Here is a 17,628-nt window from a genome sequence, read left to right as displayed (position 1 = left end):
CGGTTCACTCGACGAGGCTGCCCTGAATTGCGACGCGTGAACCGGAGGAGATGAGAGCTCGCTCGAACGACTCAACGAAGTCGTATTCACTCACATCACTATTATTTTCACCATAAGGAGGGTCGCTATGCAGTGCTTACATGGCTTTGATGACCGGGGGCTTAACGTCCCTTTAGGGCGTTTCAATCAACCGGGTCGGTTCGGCCGCATGTTTCCTGAGCTTCGCTCACTGACGGCTTTCGATCCGGGTCCGGTCGAGCTGGGAAAGGTCGATGGCGCGATGGATGGTGGTAATCCTGGCCCCGGCGATACCAGCCAGAATAACCTACGGATTAAGGCGGGATACACCTTTCTGGGTCAGTTTATCGATCATGACCTGACCCTTGATACCACGTCTCAGCTCGAGCAGCAGGTTGATGTCACCGCGACCATCAACTTCCGCACCCCAGCACTCGAGCTCGACTCAGTGTATGGGTTGGGTCCGGCGGTGCAACCACACCTCTACGACCGCGACAAGCCGTTCCGATTGCTCCTTTCGCCGGACGGGAACGATCTGCCTCGCAATTCCCAGGGTACCGCACTGATCGGCGATCCTCGGAACGATGAAAATGCGATCATCGCGCAGCTGCACCTGATTTGGCTTAAGTTCCACAACCAAGTCTTCGAAAAAGAATTTGCCGGCATGCCGGTTGGCCGGGAGCGGTTCGAGGCGGCACAGAAACTCGTTCGATGGCATTACCAGTGGCTCGTCGTGAACGAATTCCTGCCACGCATTTGCGGCAGCAAGTTGGTGCCCAACACGGTTGCCTATCCGTCGTTTGAGTTCAAAGACCACGCCTTCATGCCGGTCGAGTTCAGCGTGGCCGCCTATCGGTTCGGCCACAGCCAAACGCGTCCCGGTTACTTGCTCGGACGGACCGGTGGTATTCGGGCTGCGGCGTTGTTCCCGGACGACCCATCGATTCCCAACTCGGTGGGAGATCTCCGAGGTTTCCGTCCGATCCCACCTGAGCTCAGAATCGAGTGGAATACCTTCTTCGGTCCATCTGCACAGCCAAGCAAGCTTGTGGATACTAAACTGTCCCGTGTCATGCTTCGGCTGCCGGACGGCGTGGTACCGCCAGGAACACCGGACAAATTCCGCTCGCTGGCGACGCGGAATCTTCAGCGTGGTATCGATATGCGACTTCCGGCCGGGCAGCATGTCGCTCGACGTCTCTGTATTCCGAAGCGGCTGAGCGAAAATGAAATTTGGACCACGAATGGAACCAAAGTCGGCTCGGGTCCGGCACCCTTGTGGTTCTATGTCTTGCGCGAAGGCGAGGTCAGAGCCAAAGGGCGTCGTCTGGCCGGAGCGGGTGCAGCCATTGTCGCACGCACGTTTATCGCGTGCTTGTTAGCCGACAAGGCGTCCTATCTCTGGCAAGATCCGGAATGGATTCCGACGTTGGGCAAAAACGGACGTTTCACAGCCAGCGATCTCGTGAACTATGCGCTCGATCTATCTGGTTCCAACGAGATTGAATCAGAGGACGTCAGTAAACTGGAAGGTGACGACTAGCTCGTGTTAGTCAAGGTCCGGCCGGCGTTTCCCGGCCGGACCGCTTTGCATCCGGCAAGACAAAGAGGTCGGCAACCAGTGCGGGAAGAAGCTCGCCTCAGCCACTTTTATCTCGAACGCCATCGTCCTGGGCTTCTGCAGAGCCTTCAGTCTCTTGTATCGCCGATCTTCATTTCTTTCATGATACATCTCATGTCGATGCTACTCAACAAGGGTTCTTCAGCGATCTTTCGCCTGAGACACGGGTCCAGGACGCGCATCCCATGCAGCTCATTCGTGAGTCCTTGGACCACACTCTAGTCGCGTGGCCCTTTGGCGGGTCGATCCGAGTCTTCTCATGATTCTGCCAGAAAGACGTATCTGCAGATGAAGCTGACGGCTGAACTATAGGCATAACAATCCGAAACACCCGCAGTGATAGTCTCTCAGGTACAGAGTTAGCGCTTGCGATCTTCCATAGGTTTCTCCTCCCTAAGCCAGCGCCTTACCGCCGAATAGCATACGTTAAAGCCCCCTGCTATTCACAACACTTGGGAGCGTTGCCTGACGCTACTTCGTTTGCCAGGGCATGAGCATTTCATAACTTCATTCGGATCGGAAGAGATACATCTCATGAATCTTTGTTGATACACGCATCTGTGACGAGCGCGGTCGGGGTAGTGCTTATAGCGTTACTCGGTAGGACGCATCACTCTTAAAGTACAAAAATATCCAGCTTCTCCTTACCGACCACGTTGCGATTGCAATTCTCCATGAGTTTGGCAAGCATCCTGCTTCCTTCATCAGCATGAGGTAGTCCCGGACATCTCGAAATCACGTCTCGACCGAGAGCTTCTATCATGAGCACCACGATCCAAGGTTCGGTCCAAAACTCCGAAGAGCACCTGTCTCAGGACAATGAGGCCCAACCTGCGGCAGGTGCACAACAAGGCAGCCTGATACAGTCCAAATTCGCGGAAATTGTTTGGACTTCTCTTGCAACTATCTTTGCAGGTCTGATCGGTGCCAATTGGTTCGGCGAATGGGTTACTAAGAAAGAGAACTCACCCAATTCGAGCCATCCGATTGCGATTCACCGAGCAGTCATCTACGCCAAAATTCTTGTCTTTCGAGACCGGGAGCAGGGCGAAAAACCCTTGTACATGAAAAAGCTTCGCCTTGCCGGCCATGCAATCGAACAAGAAATCCCGCTGTACGACGAAGCGCTCTATCTGAAGACCTTTTACCTAAAAGGATCACATGCGAACAGGGTCCCCCTTGAAGGCCATTCGTCCGGCATTGTCAATGTAACGCCGATTGTCCCCCCATCCGCCGAGTTCGATCTCCATCACTACGAGCAGTCGGGGTTCAAACATCTGAGTTATACGCTCGACATTTCTAAACGAGACTATCTGACGGTCGCCTACCACTATTACAATGGCTTTCAGTTCAATCCATCAGGTCACAAATACGAGAGCGATGGAGGCGTGCACTTCGAGTATCCAGCAGATGAAGCGGTCGTAATCTTCGATTTCTCCCATGTGGCCACCCAGAAACGGGAGACTCCCTTTCGCATCAGAGGAACGCCGGCCGTCTCCCTCAAGCGGTCAAAAGACGGTCCCAAAGAGCCAGTCGAGTTCTCGTACCAGGATGGAATTCTGACCACCAAGTCCATCTCAAACATCGAAAAGGGAACGCACATTTTCTGTGATTGGGAGTGGGAGACGGAACAACGCGAGAGCGGAAGCAACAGTTAGGGATGGGGGCTAAACCGCACAAGTAATATTGAGAGGGCATCTGCCAGTGACGGCTAATGACGTGGCACATGGCCACCGATCAGTATCAGGCATTGAGTAATGCTCATTGCCCAGTCGAGTGTTTCGAAACAAAACGGCAGTCATTATTGATCTGGACGAGTTGGTTGCTGCTATTTCTCTAAGGTCTCTGCGAGGAACTTTCCGGTATGTGACGCCTGAACTTTGGCGACCTGTTCCGGTCGGCCTTCGGCCATAATGTATCCTCCGGCAGCCCCCCCTTCCGGGCCGAGGTCGATGATCCAGTCGGCGGACTTGATGACATCCAAGTTGTGCTCGACGACGACCAGCGTGTTGCCGGCATTGACGAGTTGGTGCAGGACGGCGAGGAGTTTCTTGATGTCGTCAAAATGCAGGCCGGTGGTCGGCTCATCCATGATATAGAGCATATCCCTAGCGGAAGCGTCCTTCAATTCAGCGGCGATCTTGAGACGCTGGGCCTCGCCGCCGGACAGTGTGGTGGCTGACTGGCCCAGACGGAGGTACCCAAGCCCGATGGAGGCAAGGAGATGCAGTTTGTCCTGCAGCTTGGGTGTCCCGGCGAAGAAGGAGAAGGCTTCCTCCACCGTCATAGTAAGGACGTCAGAGATATTCTTGCCGCGGTAACGAATCTTCAACACGTCGGGTTTGAAACGGTTGCCTTCGCAGACCTCGCAGGGTGCATAGATGTCTTCAAAAAAATACATTTCCAGCTTTTCAACGCCGCTGCCTTCGCAACGCTCGCAACGGCCGCCGACGGCATTGAACGAAAAGTGGCCGGGGGGGAATCCCTGTCGGAGCGCGTCCCGTTCCGACGCGAAGAGCCGACGGATATCATCGAACGCTTTCAGGTACGTAATCGGGTTGGATCGCGGGGTGCGCCCAATCGGTTGTTGGTCGATCAACCGAACACCTGTGAGATGCTCGATCCCTTTGATCGCCTTAAACCGCCCCATGGGAAGGGATTCCACACGGAAGGCCCGGGCGACGGATCGGTAGAGCGTATCTTCCACCAAGGTGCTCTTGCCTGAACCGGAGACGCCGGTCACACAGACGAGCATGCCGAGGGGAATGCGGACGAACAGATCTTTCAAGTTGTGCTCCGCCGCCCCGGCGATCACCAGCATCTTGCCGTTGCCGGAGCGCCGCTTGCTCGGCAGGGGAATGTGGTCTTCGCCGCGCAGGTATCGGGCGGTGGTCGCCCGGCGGTCCTGGATGAATTTCCGCGTCGGCGCGGCACACACGATCTCGCCTCCTTTTTCGCCGGAGTGAGGACCGAGTTCGACAAGATAGTCGGCCGACTCGATCATGCGGTGATCATGCTCGACGACGATGACCGTGTTGCCAGTGTGGGCCAGATCACGGAGGATGCCGGCCAAGAGATCCGTATCCCTGGGATGAAGGCCGATCGTCGGTTCGTCGAGGACGTACAGGGTGCCGACGAGCCGAGATCCTAGCTGATTGGCGAGCGCCACCCGCTGGGCCTCGCCGCCGGAGAGGGTCTTCGTTTGCCGATTGAGCGTCAGGTACCCTAGGCCGACCCGTTGAAGAAAGCTCAGTTTTGCTGTGAGCTGTCGAAGGATATCGGCTGCGATTTCCCGGTCGGATTGTCGCAGAGGCAGGCGGTTCATCCAATTCACAAGGCTCTCGACCGTTTGCTCCGTCGTCTGATGGATATCGCATCCAGCGATCTTGACAAAGAGCGCATCCGGTTTCAGTCGGCTGCCATGGCAACCGGGGCAATCAAAAGGCGTGCGGTAGCGGCTGAGGAAGACACGGACGTGGAGCTTGTACCGCTTGCCTTCGAGGTACTCGAAGAAATCGTTGATCCCGTCGAAGAATTTGTCGCCTTCCCAGAGCAAGCGCTGCTGGTCCGCCGGCAGCGATGTAAACGGAACGTCGACGTCGATTCCGCGCCGTTTCATCGCCGTCAACATCTGCTTCTGCCACCAGGCGGAGCTCGGTTTACTCCAGGGTTCGACGGCTCCTTGGGCCAAGGACTTCGAAGGGTCGGGGATCACCAGCTCCGGATCGTATCGCAACACATTGCCGAACCCTTTGCATTCCGGGCAGGCGCCGAGCGGATGATTGAACGAAAAAAGAATCGGCCGCAAGGGCTCGAACGTGCGTCCGCACCGTTGGCAGAGAAAGTTCGTACTGTACGACTGAAGCCCATGACCGATGAGCTCGATGGAGCAGCGACCCTCTCCTTCACGAAAGGCCGTTTCGATGGCTTCGACGAGCCGCGCGCGGTTGTCTTGCCGGATTACCAGGCGATCAAGGACGATGAAGAGGGGGGAGGACCTATGGAGTGATGGCGCTTCGACATCGTGCAAATCGATGATGTCATCGCCTGCTTTGATCCTGGTAAAGCCGCGGGGCAGCAGTGATTCAACCATGGCAGCTTCTTCTTTGCGCGATGGCGTCGCGATCGGAGACAGCACCATCGCCCTGGCATCGGGCCATCGCTCGAGTAGATCGTCCGCGACTGTGTCGGGCTGAAATGAACGGGCTTCCTGCTTGCAATCGGGACAGGTGGGTTTGCCGATCTTGGCGAAGAGCAGACGTAGCAGGTCAGAAATTTCCGTCGTCGTGCCGACCGTCGAGCGGGCCGATCGGACCTGATTCTTCTGTTCGATCGCAATGGCCGGCCGCACATTGATCAGGCGATCTACATCCGGACGAGCCACCTTGTCGAGAAACATGCGGGCGTAGGTCGAGAGCGACTCGACATAGCGCCATTGGCCTTCCGCAAAGATCGTGTCGAACGCAAGCGAGGATTTGCCGGATCCCGACACACCGGTAATGGCCGTCACCTGATTGTGAGGAATCTGCAGCGAGATGTTCTTGAGATTGTTCTGCCGCGCCCCTTCGATGATGAGGTGATTGGTCGTGGGATTGGGGGGCAGAGGGTTGGGCACGGTGATCGCTCCTGCATCAGAGTGACCGATCATGGTAGCAACAGTTGATGGCTGGTTCAACGATGGAGCAGCGTCCCCAACGGTTCATTCTGAGCTTGTCGAGGCCTGCGCCCTTCCGCTAGCACAGGTTATGGCGTTAGCGATCGATTGTGTAGTTGTATTCAGCAAAAGGCTTGGCGATGGTTCACCAGAGGTGAGAGGATGGGGCACTTAACCAGGAGGACACATGATTCTGTCGACGACCAACAATATCGAGGGCAAGAAGGCCGTGAAATACTTGGGCTTGGTGTCCGGGGATGCGATCCTCGGCGCGAACATCTTTCGTGATTTTTTCGCCTCGATCAGGGATATCGTCGGGGGGCGGTCGGCCGCGTATGAAAAAGAACTTCGAAAGGCCAAGGATATCGCCCTCGAGGAAATGCGTGAGCAGGCCAAGCACTTGGGGGCCAATGCGATCATCGGGATCGACATCGACTATGAAACCATCGGGACGAACAGCAGCATGTTGATGGTCAGTGCGAGCGGCACGGCGGTTGTGGTCGAATAAGCGGCTTGCATGGCACTGCTTACTAATGAGGAGTACTTGGGATTGGGCCGTCGTATCATGCCGCTTCTCGGCTCCGCCCTGTGCGGACCCTCGGCGAGGGCCTTTCGAGAACTCGCTCAGGCCTACGATGCCACTGCAGAAGAGTCACGCATCGCCGCCGAGGTGTTTCTCTTTCACAAGTATCTGCTGATGCAGGCTTGCGTGGACGTATTTCCAGAGATGCATGTCGATCACATAGTCGGGGGACTGTGCGCGGCGCTTAACGAACGAGCCTGCGGGCTGGACATCGGTCCTGAGCGGCAGCAAGCGATGGAAGCGATGTGGCAGCTGCGTGCGGGGCAATTCGATCGGCCCTTTTCACAAGACCAAGTCCAGTACGTTAAGAGAGATAGTGGGCCGCTCCACTGGAAGCAGACGATCGGTCAGTTCTGCCAAAACATACGAGAAATGGCTGATCCTCCAGACATCTGGGCCGGGACCGACGGTCCTTCCCACATCGCCAGCCGGTCCGTCTCTGCGGCTCTTGATCACATGGTATCGACCCTAGAAGAGATCAGTCAGGTGCAGTTCGGCAGAGAACGCTAGGCAAGTCTAGACTGGTACCATATGAGTTCGTTTGCCGTGAGCCGTTCGACTGCTCCCGACTGGCTGTGGAAGTCTGTGGTGATCGCGCCGAGCCGCAAGAGTCGAGCCTCGTTGGTTAATAAGCATTCGACGAGCTCAAGACGAACGACTCATGAACCACATCATGGGGTGTGGGTACCCTATCGCAGCATCATCTTCACGAGCCCGATACATCCCATATAGAGAACGAGCGATCCGACCATCGCGGGCCAAAAACCGAGGCGGGGGATGCCCATGATCATGGCGAGGACGTAGACAGTCCAAGGTGGGACAAACCAGAGCAGATTCTTGGCGTAGTCGACCGTGGTCGCCCCTCCACCGCTGGCATAGAGCAGGACAAATGTGACGCCGGTGATGGCGGGAAAAGTGCTGGCCATGGCGGCGAGGAACGATTTGCCTTGCGAGCCGAGATAGGTGGAGAAGCTCACGATCGAACCGCCCAATAAAAAGTAAAGCGCATATTTGCCGAGATCGCTCACCTGTAACCTCCGTCTTCATTTCCGCTAAACGCCTCCAGCGCTTCCCGCTCCAATGCTTCTCCTTGGCCGGTATAACGCGGGGAAAAGTGAAACACCACCAGGTCACGCACGCGGGCTTTCCTCGCCATGAGCCCGGCTTGCCTGGCCGTCAAATGATATCGGTCGTACGCTTTTTCTGCATCACAATCCAGATAAGGCGACTCGCAGTAGAAGATGTCGGCACCTTGGGCGAGCGAGACGATCTTGGCTTCGTTTTCCTCGTCGTACCGTGCATCGACGACGTACGCGATCTTTTGCCCGCGTGAAATCGTCAGAAATCGTTCTTTGATTTCACCCAGTACGAATTCACGGTCTTCCCGCCGATGCTCATCGTAGAGGGCCACGGTGAAGCGGAAATCATCCGGCTTGCCTTGCCAGATATGGTGCTTCACGTCCTTGAGCCACGCGCCGACCCTCAGCCCTGCCTCATGTAATTTCTGTTTGTTGACGTTGATGTGAAAGTGCTCTTCCAGTGAATAGGCGAAGGAGGGAATCCGATGATTCAAGACCGCGGCCTTGACCGTCAACATCGGATCTTCCAACACGGTGAAGAGCGGACCGTCGCAGCGTGGTGCGGGAGCGGTGCGTCGTTCTCCTGCATGAAACCCGTCGCTCGCCCCAAACACGGTTCGGTGAATTTCGTGTTCATGAAATTCCCGAACCTCGATCGTGAGGGGATAGCCGTCCACGAGATTCCAGGTATAGCCACGCAATTTCCCCTCGACATTGTCGATCAGACCCGGCGGCCCGACGAGCTTGAGCGTCTTGCCTCGTCCGAGCGCGACGCGGAGGACCGTATCAAATCCAATGAAGTGATCCATGTGGGTATGCGAGATGAAAATCTCACCGGCCCGGAGCAATTTGGTCGGTCCCAATCCAACGTTGTGGCCGAGATCAAACAGCAACGCTCGCTTGGACCAGCGGATGTCCACGTACAGGCCCGGATCGCCGAAGACATCGTTGACCAAGTAACTGGAGAAGGAGGGGTTCATGGCGTAATCACTTATGATCTGTTGATCTGGCAAATGGGATGCCAATCAGCAGATTGTCAGCTTCTCATCCTATCGCCGCTCTGACCACACTGTACATCACCATGACTTCGACGGCGTGAGCGACAATCGTAGTCCAGAGGTTTCGGGTTTGGAGCCAGATGCTTCCCCAGACCAACCCATCCCAGAGGGCGATCCAGTGGAGATGCTGAAACGTATTCACCATGAATGGGTCGAATGCAAACGTCAGTGTGCTTGCAATGAGGGCAAAGGGGGTCCGACCTCGACTCGACTCGGTGCCCCGCCAGCGCGATTCAAGTTCGGCAAGCCGCCCCAAGAGGAAGCCGCGAAAGTTCAGCTCCACGAACAACGCGATTCCGCAGATGAGCCACGGGACCATAAGGAGGACTGGAAGGCGACCATGGAGGGTCTGCTTCAAGAAGGTGATGTCGTACCCGAGGGCCGGATAGACCGAAAGAATCACGAAGGTATTCACGCTTCCGAGTAACAATCCAGTGACTATCCCCCATTTCAGCCCGTTTCCGGCCTTCGCTCTTTCCAACCCCAGCTTGATCGGAACCGCAGACGTGCGCGAGACCCAGAGACCCATGGCCACATAGGCGAGAAGTTGCGGGAGGAATTGAACGAGTAACTTTTCTCCAAGAGAGTGAGGAAGCCAGTAATAGCCGATCGTGGCTCCGACGGGGAGCAACGGCAGCGCTGCTCCCATAGTGGAAAGAGAACTTCGAACGAGCCGATCTGGCTCGGGTGTCATGAGGGCGCTACGAGAGTTCGAGGTGATACCGGTCCAACGTCGTCGCCTTGTGGCGGGAGAGGTTGGACAGCGATTTGTTGTAATCGACGATGGCGCGCAACTCGTTACCCTGTGCCGTCGCCAGATCACGCTGGAAATCCAGCACGAAGCGGGTCGTGCTGAGTCCGACCTTCAACCGTTCCTGCTCGGCCTGGAGTTGTTTCTCGGCCATGATGCGGGCCGAACGCGTGGTCTCGATCCGCTTGAAATCGGTTTGGACTCGACGCACCGCTTCACGAATGCCGACGATGATTTGCTGCCGAACACTGGCCAGCGCCACCTCGGCGTTTTTGGCTTCCAGCTGCCGTTTGTTGTACGTGCTGATGGCGGAACGGTTGCCGAGCGGATAGCTGAGCACCAGTCCCGCTCCATAGTTGTAGAAGTCGCCGCTGAAGTTCCTGGTAAAGGACTCTCCATAGTCTCCGCCGAGTCCGGCTAATCCCATGGTGCCTTGGAACGAAAGGGTCGGGAGTAATTGGTTGCGGGCGAATTGTTTATTGAGTTCGCCCGACTCGATGTTTTTCTTTGCCTGAGCGACCTCCGGCCGCTGTTCGATCGCGGTGTCGATCGCTTCCTGGAGGCTGAGAGGTTCAAGAAACGTGACGGGGGCATCTGTCGGCGTCAGGCGGACGTCTTGCCGCAGTTCCTCTTCGCCGGGATTCAAAAGACGACGCAGTTGGTCCTCTTGATCGCGAATGGATTTCTCCGCCACCAATACCTGTTCCACCCGCGACGCGACGGCCGCCTCGGCTTGGAGAACATCGACGATCGACATCACACCGGCTTTGGTCTTGGCGCGGTTCGATGCCAAGAGTTCTTCCGCGGCTTTCAAGGCGGCTTGGGCGACCTTTAGGTTTTCGTTCGCAAACACCAATTCCCAGTAGGTTTGCTCGACTGTGGTGATGACCGTCATCACACGGTCTCGAAAGACATGCTCTTCGACGAATGCATTGTTCTGGGCGATTTTAATGAAGGTTTTATTGACCGCGATGCCGGCGTTTCTGAGTAACGGCTGAGTGAAGGTGAAGGCCAGGCCGCCCGTCCACGAGGGGTTGAACAAGAATCCCGTGGCGACATCTTGATTCACGCTGTTTCGAGCCGGGCTGTAGTTCACGTCGACATTCCCGCCGGTGATGAGGTTGGTCGAAGCATCGACGGTTACCGAATGGCTACGCTGATCAAAAATTCTGATCTGATTAAGGTTGACTCCGGTTCCGCCGAACACGGGTCGATTGAGCGGATTTACCGTTCGGTTATATTGACCGTTGATGCTCAGGTTGGGGTCGAACTTGGATTGTTCGACAATGATATCGGCCAACCGGCTTTCTTTGTTGTGGCGGCTGATACTAATATCGAGATTGTGTTGCAGTGCGCGAATCGCTGCGTCGGCCAGGGAGACAGTTTCACGTCGCTCAGCAGGAATCGGTTGGGTTACATCGAGGCTCCAGCTTTGAGATGGCGACAATATCCAACACAAGCCAGCGATCGCGAGGTTCACAAGCGTGTGGCGAGGTGGAGATGTGTTCATACATGCCTCCTTGATCGACGATCAGAACAGGAGCATACTATAATGAGTCCTGTGCCCTCTGTCATGAACATTTATGCTCGTCCCATCCAGCAAGGAAGTAACGGCATGCGACGCGTGGAAGTATTAGGTGGCTTGTTGGGCGTGTTGGTGATTGTAGCTCTCTATGCCGATGGGACTGCCCTGGGGCAGAGTACTGCGGGTGCATCAAGCGTCCGGTCGTTTGGTGGAGGAGTCTCTCCGCTGTTTAAGTTCGGCGGCGGCAGTCTGTACATCGATAATCAGGGAACCCAAGGGTTTCTCTACACCCCAGCCCCTAACTTTCAGTCTTATAACTTTCGCAATCCAACCACGGGTCAGGCATGGAGTGGAGCGGTGATGACCTTCGGGCCACAACTGTCCATCGGTCTTATCCAAGGTGCGAATCAGATAGGAAGTCCGACCGTTCTTCCAGGCCCGCCACGCGAAACAGCTCCATTGCCTCCGATCGAGTCGGGCATCATCGATGAGATCCCCTAGACGCTCTCCTCCTCGTTGCCGCATGACGGATAACCGCTCGAATCGTGCCTGTTCACTCGCGTTGCTTCACGGCTCATACGCAAGTTGCCACGTCACAGCCAGCACATACCGCGCGACCGTTTTCAAGATGTCTGGATCGACGGTGTCGGCGGTATCGGTCGGTTGATGAAAGTGAGGATGCACACCGCCGCTGACCACGGTGACCGTCGGCACATCGGCTTCCTTGAACGGGACGTGATCACCCCCAGGGAAGTACCCATAGAGATCCAGTTTGTCCTGAATGCCGGCGGCCTTCCCGGCCGCCAAGAGAGTTTCTTTTTCCAGTCCAGTCACGCCGATCATCAGCCGCCCATTTCCTACTCCGGCATGGTCGATGTTGATCATGGCCTTGGTTGAGTTGAGGGGAATGATGGGTCGGGACGTATAGAGCCGTGAGCCGAGCAGGTCGAGCTCTTCGCCGCTGAACGAAACAAAGAGGATGGTTCGGGAGGGGCGCGCCGCAACTGTTGTAAGCGCGCGTGCAACTTCCACGATAACGGCCGTCCCTGAGGCATTGTCATCGGCCCCCGGGAATAAAATTCCCCCAGGACGGCCGAAGTGGTCCCGATGGGCTCCGACGATCACCGTTTCGGTTCCGGTCCCTGGAATCATGCCGATCACATTGATCAAGATTCCCTCCTCGACCGTCGTCTTCCACTGAAGCGAGGCAACATGGTAGGTCGGTACAGCTTGTGATGTGGGTGTCCGGTTCAGGCGTTCTTGAAGCACGCGAAGACGATCGGCTGGTGCATGTTCGTCTATCAGAATTCGCTCAGCCAAGGCTGTGCTGATCCAGGCACCGGGGATGGCGTGGTCCGAAGACAGTTGCCCGTAGAAGGCACTGGGACGACCGGTGACCCCGCGGAGAATTTCATAGCGGTTGAGGATGGGGCCCGTTGCGGTCAGATAGGCGATCGCTCCCCGTTCTCGGGCAAACCGAACCTTGTCGGCGTGGCTGACAGGTCGTGGATAATGTTCCGGTTTGCCTCGCAGAAACAACACGACGCAGTTGTTCACGTCGACACCGGCATAGTCGTCGACGTCCTGGGAAGGATCGATGATGCCGTAGCCGACAAACACGATCCGGGCTTGGATGTCGGCGGACGGGGAATCGAAAATGGGGAAGTAATCGGTCTCGATTCGTTGGGCGGTCAAGTCCGTTGTCCCACCGATCTTCAATACTGGATCCGGCGACAGCGTCATGGTGGGTACGACTGTCGCCATCGCTCCCGATGAAGCACCCTCCTTCCCTGTCAGGAACGGAACTGCCAGCGAACCGTTATGAATGTGCGGTAGACGCAAACCTGCTGAGAGAAACTCCTGTGCGACCCATTGCGCTGATTGTCCATCGTCTTTCGTGCCGCTTTGCCGTCCGTTGAACGACGGTCCGCTGAGGGTTCGGATATCCGCGAGCATCCGATCCACGGAGAGTGACTCGGCGGCGGCCTCAAAGGACGGTCCAGGCGCTTGAGCGCTGCCAATACTTGATTGCAGCAACAGCACTATGATGGCCCGGGCCAGCATCCAACCGCGCTCGGCATTCATCAAAGTCGAGAAAGGTTTCAAGGCGGTAATATCCAGTGAGGACGGAAACTCTTCAGCACTGTGGATCATAGCACAGCGGGTAAAGCCGGTTGCAGAGTCGCGGTAAGCCCAGGTACTATTCGGCCAAACGAGAGCATGTAACTCTGCGGGAGCACGATTACGGTTTTGCAGTAACGTTGGGGTGCGTATGGCAGGCGGCGAATCGGGAAAAGGATTGTACGATCACTTGTATCGGCGATTTTTTGAACAACGCGACAGCCATCAGGGCTATTCATTTCAGGAGGCTCCGGGCGGCAGTGCTCCGACGCCGACCGTGACGTTCGCCGAGAAGCTGCGGTGGTGGATCTTCGATCGTGGACAACGGCGGAAAAAGATCCTTGCCGAGCGGGACCGATTACAGCGTGAGATTCTTCAACTCAAGAAGACCGGAGGATCGAAATAGTGCGGAGGCCGTCGATGCGTGGGAGCCAGTCCAACGGTACGTCGCCATGAGGGGAACGTGCACAATGCTCTCCGTGTTTATCACGGCTGGCCTCGTGCTGAGCGCAGTTCCAACATTCGCAGTGCAGAATGAAACGCGAGAGGAAAAGGCCGCCAATCTGAAGAAGCAGGCGGTGGGCGGGCTTTTCAAGAAGTGGACGTTTGATCAAGACCAACCCAAGGCTCTGCCGAGCGGTTTCATCAAGGGTATTTCCACCGACGCGCCGCTTGCGGAGTGGGTCGTACAGGTGCATGCGACCGCTCCGTCTCCCCCGAACGTCATCGCCGGTGTATCGAATTGTGCGAGACCCTGCTACCAGGTACTGCTGGCTGATGGGTTGGAGTATGAGTATCCGGATCTCAGCGTGCGCTTTCATGCGCAGGAAGGAACAGCCGGGCGCGGAGGCGTAGTCTTTGGTGTGCATGATGCGCGCAATTTCTATGCAGTGATCGTCGATCCAATCGGTCAAACAGCGCAGCTCGTTCGCTTGTTGGATGGGCAAGAATTGTCTCTCGCACAGGCATCGATCAACCTGAAGCCGGTCGATTGGCATTCGCTTAGGCTGCAACGAAATACCATCATCAGCAAGGATTTTATCGAAGTGTTCGTCGACGGAGTGCTCGTCCTATCCGTTGAAGACCAAGCCTTGGGATTGGGACAAATCGGACTCGTCATTCTTGGAACGTCGACTGTGCTGTTCGACAGCTTCCATGCCGTTCCTCTATTTTCCCATCGGCCACTTTCCGCGCCACCTGCCTATTAGGTGTGTGCCGGTGCGCCGGTTTGGCCTCAAACTTGCCTTTTCCCACTGATCTGGAGTACCATTGAAATGCCGGTTTGCGAAAGGCCTGGCAAGGCCGGCGATGAAAGTGACAAGGCCTGATTGGATGTTGTGTTGGGCCAGTCCGGGAATCTGATCGGAAGCCAGAGCTAAGCCGCCGCTGTGTTGACGTCTTCGGCCCATTCCTTCCTCGTTGCTTTCTCGAGTCCAAGACAACATCATTGTGTCAAAGGAGGAGTCCGATGGGTGCGAAGATTTATGTCGGTGGGTTACCGTATTCAACAACCGAGCAACAGCTGAGCGATCTGTTTGCGGCGCATGGGGCTGTCGCCTCGGCGCGGATCATTACAGATAAGTTCACCGGGCAGTCTCGGGGGTTTGGGTTTGTCGAAATGTCGTCCGATGCGGAAGCGCAAGCGGCGATTAGCGCCTTGAACGGCACGCAACTCGGTGGGCGTACGTTAACGGTGAATGAAGCACGTCCTCAGGAGCCCCGATCCGGCGGAGGAGGACGTGGAGGTTTTGGAGGTGGTCGCGGGTAACGTCGCTTCTGTTCCGCTGCGAGAAGGGCTGCCGGAGTATCCGGCAGCCCTTTTTACTTTTCGTTTACTTTTCGCGTGCGACGTCCAAAGGCCCGATATTACTGTCCGTCGACATGCCTAGCCGAGGAATACCGTGCCTTCTTTTAAATTAGAAGCTCCGTTCAAGCCTTGTGGAGATCAGCCGGAGGCCATCGAAAAACTGACGGTTGGCGTGCAGACCGGAAAGCGACATCAAGTCTTGCTCGGCGTGACAGGATCCGGAAAGACCTTCACGATGGCGAATCTCATCGAGCGGGTCCAGAAACCGACGCTCGTGCTGGTCCACAACAAGACGTTGGCCGGCCAACTCTATCAGGAGTTCAAGCAGTTTTTCCCCCATAACGCCGTCGAGTATTTCGTGAGTTATTACGACTATTATCAGCCGGAAGCGTATATCCCGCAGAGTGATACGTATATCGCGAAGGATGCCTCGATCAATGACGCCATCGATCAGATGCGCCATTCCGCCACGACCGAGCTGTTGCAACGAAACGATGTGCTGATCGTGTCTTCGGTGTCCTGCATCTATGGCCTCGGATCACCGGAGGTCTACCATGACATGCTGATTTATCTGGAGGAAGGCGCCGAAACGAGACGGGAAAAGATACTGTCGAAACTCGTGGAGATCCAATACGAGCGCAATGATGTGGATTTTCATCGGGGCACGTTTCGGGCACGCGGGGATGTGATCGAAATTTTCCCTGCTTCATCTGACGCCAAGTCGGTGCGTATCGAGCTGTTCGGCGACGTGGTCGATGCCATCCATGAGATCGATCCACTCACTGGAAAATCATTGGGCAAGCTTCCCAAGATCGCGATCTATCCGAACACCCATTACCTGATCGCTCCGGATCGCTATGAGCGTGCTATTACCGGCATCGAGGAGGAACTTGAGGAGCGCGCGATCTATTTGAAGAAGATGGGTCGTCTCCTGGAGGCTCAGCGGCTTGAGCAACGAACCAAGTTCGATCTGGAGATGATTCGAGCCATGGGCTATTGCCATGGGATCGAAAATTACTCGCGCCATCTCAGCGGGCGGAGACCGGGAGAGCCGCCTCCCACATTATTGGACTATTTTCCGAAGGATTTTCTTTTGATCGTCGATGAGTCTCACGTGACGGTTCCTCAAGTCGGCGGAATGTACGAGGGTGATTATTCCAGAAAACGGACGTTGGTGGAATATGGATTTCGACTGCCGTCAGCGGTCGACAACCGTCCATTGAAGTTTTCCGAGTTCGAGAGTTGCCTCAATCAGGTGGTGTATGTGTCCGCCACACCGGGTACCTATGAGCTGGAGCATGCGGGCCATGATGTGGTCGAGCAGATCGTTCGTCCCACCGGCCTGATGGATCCGCGCATCGATGTCGTGCCGGCCAAGGGGCAGGTGGACCATCTCCTCGGACAAGTCCGCGCAGAGGTAACCAAGGGCGGCAGAGTCCTCGTCACAACCCTGACGAAGCGGATGGCGGAAGATTTGACCGAGTACTATCACGACTTGGGCATCAAAGTGCGCTATTTGCATTCCGACATCAAGACACTTGAACGAGCTGAAATCATCCGCGATCTTCGGTGTGGGAGGTTTGACGTGTTGGTCGGTATCAATCTCCTGCGGGAAGGGCTCGACCTCCCCGAAGTCAGTCTGGTGGCCATTCTCGATGCCGATAAAGAAGGATATCTCCGTTCGTACCGCGCATTGATTCAAACCGCGGGGCGAGCCGCTCGTCATCTCGAAGGTCGAGTGATTTTTTATGGAGATGTGGTGACGGACTCGATGAAACAGGCGATCGAGGAAACAAACCGCCGCCGTGGGATTCAAGCCGAGTACAACCGAGCCCACGGCATTACGCCGGTCGGTATAAGAAAAGGTATCCCATCCCTCGAGTATGCGGTGGCGGAGATGGACTATGTCCGGTTGGAGCTCGCGGCCGAATCGGTCGAATCATATGAGGACTCCCAATCAACGGATCAGCTCATCCAACGGCTGGAATCGGAAATGAAAGCGGCCGCCAAAGAGTTGGCCTTTGAACGGGCTGCGGAGCTTCGCAACCAAATTCGATCGCTCCGGTTGCAGGCGTTGAACGTGAAATCCTAGACGTGCTTGTAAAGGTAGATCCCGATGAACATCCCGAGGATGCTCAGAATGTTCACCTTGATATTGAATCCGAAGACAAGTTTGAGCAAGACAAGGTCGATGGTGAGCGGTGGGTTGATGCCCGGATTAAAGTTCGTCGCGAAGATACTTTGAATGGTGCCTTGAGGCGCCATGACGTGGAGAATTTCACCGAGTATCCCGCCGAGGAGACCTCCAATCAGCACGAAGATGAGCAACACCCAGGGCGATTTTCTCACGCCGCCACTTTTCTTTCGTTATGAGTTTCCCTACCAATAATAGGCGGTGGCTCCACGGGCAC

At 56.1% G+C, this 17,628-nt stretch carries 16 protein-coding genes; 9 read left to right on the top strand and 7 right to left on the bottom strand.

Annotated features, from left to right (window positions below; translation table 11 throughout):
* The first annotated feature begins 127 nt into the window (after window positions 1-127).
* Window positions 128-1,561, top strand: a complete 1,434-nt coding sequence (locus A4E19_01485) for a hypothetical protein (GenBank protein ID OQW35461.1) — start codon at window positions 128-130, stop codon at window positions 1,559-1,561.
* Window positions 1,562-2,400: 839 nt separating this feature from the next.
* Window positions 2,401-3,297 carry a hypothetical protein gene (locus A4E19_01480; protein ID OQW35460.1) on the top strand — a complete coding sequence of 299 codons (897 nt, stop codon included), beginning with the start codon at window positions 2,401-2,403 and terminating at the stop codon, window positions 3,295-3,297.
* A 170-nt stretch (window positions 3,298-3,467) separates the two neighbouring features.
* Here A4E19_01480 and A4E19_01475 read toward each other — a convergent pair whose 3' ends face one another.
* Entirely contained in the window at window positions 3,468-6,242 is a 2,775-nt protein-coding gene (locus tag A4E19_01475) for a hypothetical protein (GenBank protein ID OQW35508.1), read from the bottom strand.
* A 238-nt stretch (window positions 6,243-6,480) separates the two neighbouring features.
* On the opposite strand from A4E19_01475, the gene A4E19_01470 reads away from it, so the two are divergent.
* Entirely contained in the window at window positions 6,481-6,801 is a 321-nt protein-coding gene (locus A4E19_01470) for a hypothetical protein (protein ID OQW35459.1), read from the top strand.
* A 57-nt stretch (window positions 6,802-6,858) separates the two neighbouring features.
* Window positions 6,859-7,386: a hypothetical protein gene (locus A4E19_01465; protein ID OQW35458.1), complete on the top strand. Its 528-nt coding sequence runs from the start codon at window positions 6,859-6,861 to the stop codon at window positions 7,384-7,386.
* A gap of 179 nt (window positions 7,387-7,565) precedes the next feature.
* Here A4E19_01465 and A4E19_01460 read toward each other — a convergent pair whose 3' ends face one another.
* The 4 genes from A4E19_01460 to A4E19_01445 all read right to left on the bottom strand — a co-directional run bounded on the left by A4E19_01460 (window position 7,566) and on the right by A4E19_01445 (window position 11,274).
* Window positions 7,566-7,904, bottom strand: a complete 339-nt coding sequence (locus A4E19_01460) for a hypothetical protein (GenBank protein OQW35457.1) — start codon at window positions 7,902-7,904, stop codon at window positions 7,566-7,568.
* The gene (locus A4E19_01455; GenBank protein ID OQW35456.1) at window positions 7,901-8,935 is read right to left on the bottom strand and encodes a hypothetical protein; all 1,035 of its coding nucleotides are present in this window, start codon (window positions 8,933-8,935) and stop codon (window positions 7,901-7,903) included. The genes A4E19_01460 and A4E19_01455 overlap by 4 nt, the downstream gene beginning before the upstream one ends.
* Window positions 8,936-8,999: 64 nt before the next feature.
* Complete coding sequence (locus tag A4E19_01450) at window positions 9,000-9,662, bottom strand: hypothetical protein (protein ID OQW35455.1); 663 nt, start codon at window positions 9,660-9,662, stop codon at window positions 9,000-9,002.
* A gap of 52 nt (window positions 9,663-9,714) precedes the next feature.
* A complete protein-coding gene (locus tag A4E19_01445; protein OQW35454.1) occupies window positions 9,715-11,274 on the bottom strand; it encodes a hypothetical protein in 1,560 nt (519 codons plus the stop codon).
* Between the two features lie 63 nt (window positions 11,275-11,337).
* On the opposite strand from A4E19_01445, the gene A4E19_01440 reads away from it, so the two are divergent.
* Window positions 11,338-11,790 (top strand): hypothetical protein, encoded by a 453-nt coding sequence (locus A4E19_01440; protein ID OQW35453.1) that lies wholly within the window; start codon window positions 11,338-11,340, stop codon window positions 11,788-11,790.
* Window positions 11,791-11,856: 66 nt separating this feature from the next.
* Here the strand turns inward: A4E19_01440 and A4E19_01435 are convergent, their stop codons facing one another.
* Complete coding sequence (locus A4E19_01435; protein OQW35452.1) at window positions 11,857-13,443, bottom strand: hypothetical protein; 1,587 nt, start codon at window positions 13,441-13,443, stop codon at window positions 11,857-11,859.
* 118 nt (window positions 13,444-13,561) lie between these two features.
* Here A4E19_01435 and A4E19_01430 point away from each other — a divergent pair, with 118 nt between their 5' ends.
* From A4E19_01430 to A4E19_01415, 4 genes are all read left to right on the top strand, one after another.
* Complete coding sequence (locus tag A4E19_01430; GenBank protein OQW35451.1) at window positions 13,562-13,816, top strand: hypothetical protein; 255 nt, start codon at window positions 13,562-13,564, stop codon at window positions 13,814-13,816.
* Between the two features lie 64 nt (window positions 13,817-13,880).
* Window positions 13,881-14,618 carry a hypothetical protein gene (locus tag A4E19_01425; protein ID OQW35450.1) on the top strand — a complete coding sequence of 246 codons (738 nt, stop codon included), beginning with the start codon at window positions 13,881-13,883 and terminating at the stop codon, window positions 14,616-14,618.
* Between the two features lie 260 nt (window positions 14,619-14,878).
* Window positions 14,879-15,178 (top strand): RNA-binding protein, encoded by a 300-nt coding sequence (locus tag A4E19_01420; GenBank protein OQW35449.1) that lies wholly within the window; start codon window positions 14,879-14,881, stop codon window positions 15,176-15,178.
* Window positions 15,179-15,311: 133 nt separating this feature from the next.
* Window positions 15,312-17,309 (top strand): excinuclease ABC subunit B, encoded by a 1,998-nt coding sequence (locus A4E19_01415; GenBank protein OQW35448.1) that lies wholly within the window; start codon window positions 15,312-15,314, stop codon window positions 17,307-17,309.
* On the opposite strand, the gene A4E19_01410 is transcribed toward A4E19_01415, so the two are convergent.
* Entirely contained in the window at window positions 17,306-17,566 is a 261-nt protein-coding gene (locus tag A4E19_01410) for a hypothetical protein (protein ID OQW35447.1), read from the bottom strand. The genes A4E19_01415 and A4E19_01410 overlap by 4 nt on opposite strands.
* Window positions 17,567-17,628: the final 62 nt, after the last annotated feature.

The organism is Nitrospira sp. SG-bin1 (genome assembly GCA_002083365.1).
Classification (GTDB): domain Bacteria; phylum Nitrospirota; class Nitrospiria; order Nitrospirales; family Nitrospiraceae; genus Nitrospira_D.
The sequence above is the reverse complement of the archived record's forward strand: the minus strand, read 5'-3'. Positions and strand labels throughout refer to the sequence as shown.

Bases quoted from the DNA above. Each gene is read 5' to 3' on its own strand.
- A4E19_01485 (OQW35461.1), top strand. From the start codon at position 128: ATGCAGTGCTTACATGGCTTTGATGACCGGGGGCTTAACGTCCCTTTA.
- A4E19_01480 (OQW35460.1), top strand. From the start codon at position 2,401: ATGAGCACCACGATCCAAGGTTCGGTCCAAAACTCCGAAGAGCACCTG.
- A4E19_01470 (OQW35459.1), top strand. From the start codon at position 6,481: ATGATTCTGTCGACGACCAACAATATCGAGGGCAAGAAGGCCGTGAAA.
- A4E19_01465 (OQW35458.1), top strand. From the start codon at position 6,859: ATGCCGCTTCTCGGCTCCGCCCTGTGCGGACCCTCGGCGAGGGCCTTT.
- A4E19_01455 (OQW35456.1), bottom strand. From the start codon at position 8,935: ATGAACCCCTCCTTCTCCAGTTACTTGGTCAACGATGTCTTCGGCGAT.
- A4E19_01450 (OQW35455.1), bottom strand. From the start codon at position 9,662: ATGGGAGCAGCGCTGCCGTTGCTCCCCGTCGGAGCCACGATCGGCTAT.
- A4E19_01445 (OQW35454.1), bottom strand. From the start codon at position 11,274: ATGAACACATCTCCACCTCGCCACACGCTTGTGAACCTCGCGATCGCT.
- A4E19_01440 (OQW35453.1), top strand. From the start codon at position 11,338: ATGAACATTTATGCTCGTCCCATCCAGCAAGGAAGTAACGGCATGCGA.
- A4E19_01435 (OQW35452.1), bottom strand. From the start codon at position 13,443: ATGATCCACAGTGCTGAAGAGTTTCCGTCCTCACTGGATATTACCGCC.
- A4E19_01430 (OQW35451.1), top strand. From the start codon at position 13,562: ATGGCAGGCGGCGAATCGGGAAAAGGATTGTACGATCACTTGTATCGG.
- A4E19_01425 (OQW35450.1), top strand. From the start codon at position 13,881: ATGCTCTCCGTGTTTATCACGGCTGGCCTCGTGCTGAGCGCAGTTCCA.
- A4E19_01420 (OQW35449.1), top strand. From the start codon at position 14,879: ATGGGTGCGAAGATTTATGTCGGTGGGTTACCGTATTCAACAACCGAG.